We start from the raw sequence: 8,872 nt of genomic DNA on the forward strand, positions 1-8,872 counted from the left end.
TGTCAGACTCGTTGGTCTGCTATTCCTCTTCCAACTCAATGTTAATACCCAAAGAACGGATCTCTTTGAGCAATACATTGAAGGACTCAGGCATACCAGGTTCCATACGATGATCGCCATCCACGATGTTCTTATACATCTTGGTACGACCGTTAACGTCATCCGACTTAACAGTGAGCATCTCCTGAAGCGTATAAGCTGCACCGTATGCTTCCAGTGCCCACACTTCCATCTCACCGAAGCGCTGACCACCAAATTGTGCTTTACCACCCAGCGGCTGCTGAGTAACCAAGCTATAGGAGCCAGTTGAACGTGCGTGCATCTTGTCATCAACCAAGTGGTTCAGTTTGAGCATATACATGTAACCGACAGTTACTTTACGCTCAAACTCATTACCGGTACGACCGTCATGCAACGTTACCTGGCCGCTACGAGGAATACCGCCAAGCTCCAACAGGTCCTTGATTTCGCTCTCTTTAGCGCCATCAAATACTGGAGTAGCAATCGGCAAACCATTACGTAGGTTCTCAGCCAGACGCTTCACTTCGAAGTCAGTGAAGTTGTCGATATCAACTTCCTGCAGCACTTCACCTAAGGTGTAGCACTTCTTCAGGAACTCACGCAGCTCGGCAATTTCACGTTGCTCTTTCAACATGGCGTCAATCTTACGACCAACCCCTTTTGCAGCCATACCCAAGTGTGTTTCAAGGATCTGACCGATGTTCATACGTGAAGGTACGCCCAACGGGTTAAGTACGATATCTACCGGATCGCCGTTCTGGTCATAAGGCATATCTTCAACAGGAACAATTGTTGAGATAACACCCTTGTTACCGTGACGACCAGCCATCTTGTCACCCGGTTGAATACGACGCTTAACCGCAAGATAGACTTTAACGATCTTCAGTACGCCAGGCGCCAGATCATCACCTTGGGTGATCTTACGACGCTTAACTTCAAACTTCTTATCGAACTCTTTCTTCAGCTCTTCGTACTGCTCAGCGATCTGTTCAAGCGACTGTTGCGCGTCTTCCTCTTTCAAGGATTGGGTCAACAGCTTCTCGCCATTCAGACCTTCCAACTGTGCTTCGCTATAGCCGTTGGCTAATAGCAAATTGCGTGCACGGTCGAATACGCCCGCTTCAAAGATTGCTAACTCATCACCGAGGTCTTTCTTAACCTCTTTGAGCTGCATCTCTTCAATCTCGAGTGCACGTTTATCTTTCTCTACGCCATCGCGAGTAAACACTTGCACGTCGATAACGGTACCGGAAACAGCGTTAGGTACTCGCAGAGAGGTGTCCTTAACATCGGACGCCTTCTCACCGAAAATGGCACGGAGGAGTTTTTCCTCTGGTGTCAGCTGTGTTTCACCTTTAGGCGTCACTTTACCGACCAGAATATCGCCGCCTTTAACTTCAGCACCGATATAAACCACGCCTGACTCGTCAAGCTTAGAGAGCGCAGACTCACCCACATTCGGGATATCTGCAGTGATCTCTTCTGGACCTAACTTGGTATCTCGAGCAATACAAGAAAGTTCCTGAATATGGATCGTAGTGAAACGATCTTCTTCAGCAACACGCTCGGAGATAAGGATTGAATCCTCAAAGTTGTAACCATTCCAAGGCATGAACGCGACGCGCATGTTCTGACCTAGGGCAAGTTCACCAAGGTCCGTCGACGGTCCATCAGCCAGCACATCACCACGAACAATCGGGTCGCCTACGCTAACGACTGGACGTTGGTTAATACATGTGTTCTGGTTAGAACGGGTGTACTTCATCAGGTTGTAGATATCGATACCGGCTTCGCCTGGTACCAACTCATCTTCATCAACCTTGATAACAATACGGCTAGCATCGCAGTAAGAAACTACACCACCACGCTTGGCGACAGCAGTTACACCGGAGTCAACAGCTACTGCTTTCTCCATACCTGTACCAACCAGCGGCTTATCAGCACGCAATGTAGGTACCGCTTGACGTTGCATGTTTGAGCCCATCAAGGCTCGGTTAGCATCATCGTGCTCTAGGAATGGGATCAGTGAAGCGGCGACAGAAACAATCTGCTGCGGTGATACATCCATATACTGGACGACATCAGGTGCACTCAAAATTGATTCGCCACGATGACGGGCGGTGATCAACTCTTCGATAAAGCGACCATCGCTATCAAGGTCAGCATTCGCCTGAGCGATCACATACTGGCCTTCTTCAATCGCAGAAAGATAATCAACTTCCGCAGTCACTTCGCCATCAATAACGCGACGATATGGTGTTTCGAGGAAACCATATTCGTTAGTACGGGCGTAACATGATAACGAGTTAATCAGACCAATGTTTGGCCCTTCTGGCGTTTCAATTGGACACACACGGCCATAGTGGGTCGGGTGTACGTCACGAACTTCAAAGCCAGCACGTTCACGGGTCAGACCGCCCGGGCCTAAGGCCGAAATACGACGCTTGTGGGTCACTTCTGATAACGGGTTGTTCTGGTCCATAAACTGAGACAACTGGCTCGAACCAAAGAACTCTTTAACCGCCGCAGAGATAGGCTTGGCATTGATCAGATCTTGAGGCATTAGCTGGTCAAGGTCGCCCAGGCTCAAGCGCTCTTTCACTGCTCGCTCAACACGAACTAAACCGATACGGAACTGGTTCTCTGCCATTTCGCCAACAGAACGAATACGACGGTTACCCAGATGATCGATATCATCCACTTCATCGCTACCGTTACGGATTTCGATGAGCTTCTTCATTACATCAATAATATCTTCATGTTCCAGGATCCCCGGACCAGTGATTTCATCACGATGTAAACGGCTGTTGAACTTCATACGGCCAACCGCTGACAGGTCATAACGGTCATCAGAGAAGAACAAGTTCTGGAACAAGGCCTCTGCTGCATCACGCGTTGGTGGCTCACCAGGACGCATCATGCGATAGATCTCTACCAAGGCTTCCATGCGGTTAGTTGATGGATCAACGCGCAGGGTCTCAGACATGTAAGGGCCCTGATCAAGTTCGTTGGTATATAACACATCGAACTTCTTCACGCCGGCTTCGGCGAGTTCAGCAACCAACTCTAACGTCAGTTCAGCATTCGCTTCCGCGATCACTTCACCGCTGTCTTTATTGGCATGGGCCTTAGCTAGTGTCTTACCAACCAAGTATTCATGTGGCACTTCAAATTCAGAAATACCCGCTTTGGTCAGCTGACGAATATGCTTCGCGGTAATGCGGCGATCTTTCTCGACCAATACATCACCATTGCCATCTTTAACATCAAAGGCAGCAATTTCACCACGCAACTGCTCTGGCGACAGGTGCATGATGATCTTATTTCGCTTGATCTGGACTTCGGTTGTCTCGAAGAACATTTCAAGGATCTGTTCAGTCGTGTATTCCAGTGCACGTAAGATGATTGATGCAGGCAACTTACGACGACGGTCAATACGCACAAACAGGTTATCTTTCGGATCAAACTCAAAGTCGAGCCACGAACCACGGTAGGGGATAACGCGTGCGTTATATAGCACTTTACCGGAAGAGTGTGTCTTGCCTTTATCGTGATCGAAGAAAACGCCCGGGCTACGATGTAGCTGGGAGACGATCACACGCTCAGTACCGTTAATAACAAAGGTGCCATTGTCAGTCATCAATGGGATTTCGCCCATGTAGACTTCTTGCTCCTTGATATCTTTTACAGTGCCTGAAGGCGCATCTTTATCGTAAAGTACCAGACGCAGCTTCACTCGCAGTGGAGCTGAATAAGTTACGCCACGGATCTGACATTCTTTAACGTCGAATACAGGCTCGCCCAATCTGTAGCTAACATACTGCAGTTCGGAATAACCTGAATAACTGGCAATTGGAAAAACGGAACGAAACGCCGCTTCCAGACCATAATGACCTTCTGGATCCATCTCGATAAACTTGCTGAACGAATCCAGCTGAATCGACAGGAGGTAAGGAATGTCGAGAACTTGCGGACGTTTGCCAAAGTCCTTACGAATTCGCTTCTTCTCGGTATAGGAGTAAACCATGGGGTTCCTCAGCTCGCGGAATATTGACCCGACTCTGTCACTAGGACAGTCTCTTTTATCCACCGTCTGTTTTTGGCGGTAAACCGCCTGCGCTCAGAGAGTAATTTACGGTGGAAAATTACTAACCGCATACAGCGCAAAAAGGCTGGTGACCCAGAGGTCACCAGCCCATAGCCTTTTCAGGCTAGCTTTGTAAGCTAGGCTTACTTAAGCTCAACAGTTGCACCAGCTTCTTCAAGAGCCGCCTTCAATGCTTCTGCTTCTTCTTTCTCAACGCCTTCTTTGATCGGAGCTGGAGCGCCGTCTACAACGCCCTTAGCTTCTTTCAGGCCTAGACCAGTAGCTGCACGTACAGCCTTGATCACAGCAACCTTGTTGCCGCCTACGCTGGCCAAGATTACGTCGAATTCAGTTTGCTCAGCAGCACCGCCAGCGTCGCCGCCAGCAACAACTACAGCAGCAGCAGCGGCAGTAACGCCGAATTTTTCTTCCATCGCTTCGATCAGTTCTACAACGTCTTTTACAGACATTTCAGCTACTGCATCGATGATTTGGTCTTTAGTCAGTGACATGATTCTCTATCCTAAAACGTTTGAGCTTATGCTCAAAAATCGTGTAATTAAGTACGATTCTGCCAAATTAAGCAGCTTCGCCTTCCAGCTTGTCGCGAAGCGCAGCAAGGGTTTTAACCAGCTTGCCAGCAGAGGCTTCTTTCATAACGCTCATCAGGCGAGAAATTGCTTCGTCATATGTCGGCAGGGTAGCCAGAACACTTGCGTCTACAAGTTCACCTTCAAAAGCAGCAGCTTTGACTTCGAAGTTCTCTTCACCTTTTGCGAACTCTTTGAACAGACGTGCACCAGCACCTGGATGTTCGTTAGAGAAAGCAATCAGTGTAGGACCTACGAAAGTGTCGACTAGGCACTCATAATCAGTACCTTGAACCGCACGACGGGCTAAAGTGTTACGCACTACGCGCATGTAAACACCTTCAGCACGCGCCTTAGCGCGCAGCGCTGTAATAGCGCCAACTTCGACACCACGAGAGTCTGCAACTACTGCAGATTGAGCGCCTTTGGCTGCCTCGTTGACTTCAGCGACGATGGCTTTTTTGTCGTCGAGTTTCAATGCCATTGGCTCAACTCCTGGTTTGGACCGGAATACCGGTTCGTAATACAACCTCAATAAATCTGAGGCACCTTATAAGGTGTAACACCAGGAGTGCGTGTAATAAGCTCCTGGGCTGACACCATCTGCGTAGGCATTATTAAGTCATTGATTTATCAACGACACCTACGGTCTTGGATGGAGGCGAAAACTCGCCTCAACCCATGCGTAGCCGAGCATTATAAAACCCTCGGCTCCACATTGTCCAGAGATCGCTGTCGCTTAGCGCGCCAGTGATGCCTGATCAACTGTTACACCCGCACCCATAGTGGTAGACAGGCTAACCTTAGCGATGTACTGACCTTTAGCTTGAGCAGGCTTAGCCTTCTTCAACGCTTCCAGTAGTGCTTCGAGGTTCTCTTTCAGCTTATCTTCACTGAAATCAGCCTTACCAATAGTGGTGTGGATGATACCGTTCTTGTCGTTGCGATAACGAACCTGACCAGCTTTCGCATTTTTAACTGCTTCAGCTACGTTAGGTGTTACAGTGCCAGTTTTAGGGTTTGGCATCAGGCCACGAGGACCCAAGATTTGACCTAACTGACCAACAACACGCATTGCATCTGGAGATGCAACAACCACGTCAAAATTCATTTCGCCAGCTTTAACTTGAGCAGCAAGATCATCCATGCCGACCAAATCTGCACCAGCTTCTTTAGCTGCTTCAGCGTTCGCGCCTTGAGTGAATACGGCTACACGTACGTCACGACCAGTACCGTGTGGCAATACAGTTGCACCACGGACGTTTTGGTCTGATTTACGTGCATCGATGCCCAAGTTAATGGCTGCATCAACACTCTCAACGAACTTAGCTGTCGCTAACTCTTTCAACAAAGCAACCGCTTCATTGATCTCATATTCTTTAGTTGCGCTAACCTTTTCACGAATAGCACGTAAACGCTTTGATAATTTAGCCATCGATTAGCCCTCCACATTCAGGCCCATGGCCCGAGCTGATCCAGCAATACAGCGAACCATCGCGTCTAAGTCAGCACCAGTAAGGTCTGTTTCTTTAGTTTTCGCGATCTCTTCCAGCTGAGCACGGGTAACAGTACCCACTTTCTCAGTGTTTGGACGACCAGAACCAGACTTAATACCGGCAGCTTTCTTCAATAGGAAAGAAGCTGGTGGTGTCTTGGTTTCAAAAGTGAATGAACGATCGCTATATACAGTGATAACTACAGGTACTGGCGCACCTTTTTCAATAGAATCTGTTTTCGCGTTAAACGCTTTACAAAATTCCATGATGTTAACACCGTGTTGACCCAATGCAGGACCAACAGGGGGACTTGGGTTAGCCGCACCAGCTGCAACTTGCAACTTGATATAAGCTTCGACTTTTTTAGCCATTTTAGATTTCCTCTTACGGGTGCAAACGCCTTTTTAGGGCTCCCCATCGATTTAAGGGCAGCGGATTATATACAGATCCGTTGCCCCTGACAATACGACTGATGTTTTTTTGATCAGGCTTTTTCGACTTGGATAAACTCAAGTTCAACTGGTGTCGAGCGACCAAAAATAAGAACAGACACTTTCAAGCGACTTTTCTCATAATCAACCTCTTCAACAACACCATTGAAGTCTGCAAATGGGCCATCAATAACACGAACCACTTCACCCACTTCAAACAATGTCTTCGGTGTCGGCTGATCAACATTATCTTGAAGGCGTTGCAGAATAGCATTCGCTTCTTTATCGGTGATCGGCGCTGGACGGTCACTGGTACCGCCAATAAAGCCAAGTACCCGCGGCACGTCACGTACCAAGTGCCAGCTATCATCGTTCATAATCATCTGAACAAGTACATAGCCAGGAAAGAATTTACGTTCGCTGCGACGTTTTTGGCCGGCACGCATCTCAATCACTTCTTCGGTAGGTACCAATATCTCGCCGAACAGATGCTCCATATCATGCATTTTGATATGTTCTTTTAGCGACTGAGATACTCGGCCTTCATAGCCCGAGAATGCTTGCACTACGTACCAACGCATTTTTTCGGAGTCTGACATATTAGATACTCACTCCAGTGAAAAACGCCACCAAACGAACCATGATGCCGTCAAGTCCCCAAAGCAACAGCGACATAATAACCACTGCAGCGAAGACGATAAGAGTGGTGTGAACAGCTTCTTGCCGTGTAGGCCAAACAACTTTCTTCACTTCTACCCTGGCTTCTTTCGAAAATACCAGTGCGTTGCGACCCTTCTCTGTTTGAAGAGCAATTAATGCAGCAACTGCCACGGCAAGCACGACGGCGCCAGCACGGACTAATACAGATTGCTCCGCGAAATAGTAGTTACCTACAACGGCCGCAATCAGGACGGCAAAAACTACCAACCATTTAACGCCGTCAAGCCCACCGCTCTGGGTTTCTGTGTTTGCGTTCATACACCAACCTTGCATCCATCTAAAGACACAACAACCCCGCTACATAGGCGAGGTCACTGCTAAGTAATTCTGGCAGGGGTGGAGGGACTCGAACCCCCAACCGTCGGTTTTGGAGACCGCCGTTCTACCAATTGGAACTACACCCCTAAAAACAAGAGCCCCCATATAAGGAGCTCATGTCAAAATTTCGATCTTCGATTAGTCGAGGATCTTAGCAACAACACCCGCACCTACAGTACGGCCACCTTCACGGATAGCGAAGCGCAAGCCTTCGTCCATCGCGATTGGTGCGATAAGCTCTACGCTCATCTGTACGTTGTCACCTGGCATTACCATCTCTACGCCTTCTGGCAATTCTACTGCACCAGTGATATCTGTGGTACGGAAGTAGAACTGTGGACGATAGCCCTTGAAGAACGGAGTATGACGACCACCTTCGTCTTTAGACAGAACGTAAACTTCTGCTTCAAACTTAGTGTGTGGGTTGATTGAACCCGGCGCTGCCAATACCTGACCACGCTCTACGTCATCACGCTTAGTACCACGCAACAGTGCACCAACGTTCTCACCTGCACGACCTTCGTCAAGCAGCTTACGGAACATTTCAACACCAGTACATGTGGTGTTTGTGGTTTCTTTGATACCTACGATCGCTACGTCGTCACCTGTTTTCAGGATACCGCGCTCGATACGACCAGTAACAACTGTACCACGACCTGAGATTGAGAATACGTCTTCGATAGGCAGCAAGAATGGCTTATCGATATCACGCTCTGGCTCTGGGATGTAGCTATCCAGCGCTTCAGCCAGCTCTACAATCTTGTCTTCCCACTCTTTCTCGCCTTCCAATGCTTTCAGAGCTGAGCCCTGGATCACTGGCAGGTCGTCACCTGGGAAGTCGTAGTCTGACAGAAGTTCACGTACTTCCATCTCTACCAGCTCAAGCAGCTCTTCGTCGTCTACCATGTCACACTTGTTCATGAAAACGATCATGTAAGGTACGCCTACCTGGCGACCCAACAGGATGTGCTCACGTGTCTGTGGCATAGGACCATCTGTTGCTGCAACTACCAAGATAGCGCCGTCCATCTGGGCTGCACCGGTGATCATGTTTTTCACATAATCCGCGTGTCCAGGACAGTCAACGTGCGCGTAGTGGCGAGTTGGTGTGTCATATTCAACGTGAGAAGTCGCGATGGTGATACCACGCTCGCGCTCTTCTGGTGCGTTATCGATCTGATCGAAAGCTTGTGCTGTACCGCCGTATAC

At 48.6% G+C, this 8,872-nt stretch carries 8 protein-coding genes and 1 tRNA gene; all 9 read right to left on the reverse strand.

What is annotated here, in order from left to right:
* Window positions 1–19: 19 nt before the first annotated feature.
* Complete coding sequence (gene rpoB / locus EXY25_RS18445) at window positions 20–4,048, reverse strand: DNA-directed RNA polymerase subunit beta (RefSeq protein WP_114339997.1); 4,029 nt, start codon at window positions 4,046–4,048, stop codon at window positions 20–22.
* A gap of 203 nt (window positions 4,049–4,251) precedes the next feature.
* The gene (gene rplL, locus EXY25_RS18450; RefSeq protein ID WP_114339996.1) at window positions 4,252–4,620 is read right to left on the reverse strand and encodes a 50S ribosomal protein L7/L12; all 369 of its coding nucleotides are present in this window, start codon (window positions 4,618–4,620) and stop codon (window positions 4,252–4,254) included.
* A 67-nt stretch (window positions 4,621–4,687) separates the two neighbouring features.
* Window positions 4,688–5,182 carry a 50S ribosomal protein L10 gene (rplJ, locus tag EXY25_RS18455; RefSeq protein WP_114339995.1) on the reverse strand — a complete coding sequence of 165 codons (495 nt, stop codon included), beginning with the start codon at window positions 5,180–5,182 and terminating at the stop codon, window positions 4,688–4,690.
* Window positions 5,183–5,437: 255 nt separating this feature from the next.
* The gene (rplA, locus tag EXY25_RS18460) at window positions 5,438–6,133 is read right to left on the reverse strand and encodes a 50S ribosomal protein L1 (RefSeq protein WP_114339994.1); all 696 of its coding nucleotides are present in this window, start codon (window positions 6,131–6,133) and stop codon (window positions 5,438–5,440) included.
* Between the two features lie 3 nt (window positions 6,134–6,136).
* Window positions 6,137–6,565, reverse strand: coding sequence for a 50S ribosomal protein L11 (rplK, locus tag EXY25_RS18465; RefSeq protein ID WP_114339993.1), 429 nt, complete (start codon window positions 6,563–6,565; stop codon window positions 6,137–6,139).
* Between the two features lie 113 nt (window positions 6,566–6,678).
* Window positions 6,679–7,224: a transcription termination/antitermination protein NusG gene (nusG, locus tag EXY25_RS18470; protein ID WP_114339992.1), complete on the reverse strand. Its 546-nt coding sequence runs from the start codon at window positions 7,222–7,224 to the stop codon at window positions 6,679–6,681.
* Window position 7,225: 1 nt separating this feature from the next.
* Window positions 7,226–7,603 carry a preprotein translocase subunit SecE gene (gene secE / locus EXY25_RS18475; RefSeq protein WP_114339991.1) on the reverse strand — a complete coding sequence of 126 codons (378 nt, stop codon included), beginning with the start codon at window positions 7,601–7,603 and terminating at the stop codon, window positions 7,226–7,228.
* 70 nt (window positions 7,604–7,673) lie between these two features.
* Window positions 7,674–7,750, reverse strand: a tRNA-Trp gene (locus EXY25_RS18480).
* A 51-nt stretch (window positions 7,751–7,801) separates the two neighbouring features.
* Window positions 7,802–8,872, reverse strand: a 1,071-nt coding sequence (gene tuf / locus EXY25_RS18485; RefSeq protein ID WP_130567944.1) for an elongation factor Tu, incomplete at its 5' end; no start/stop codon positions are given.

The sequence above is a fragment of the Corallincola spongiicola genome, assembly GCF_004284785.1.
In the GTDB taxonomy this organism is placed as follows: Bacteria; Pseudomonadota; Gammaproteobacteria; order Enterobacterales; family Neiellaceae; genus Corallincola; species Corallincola holothuriorum.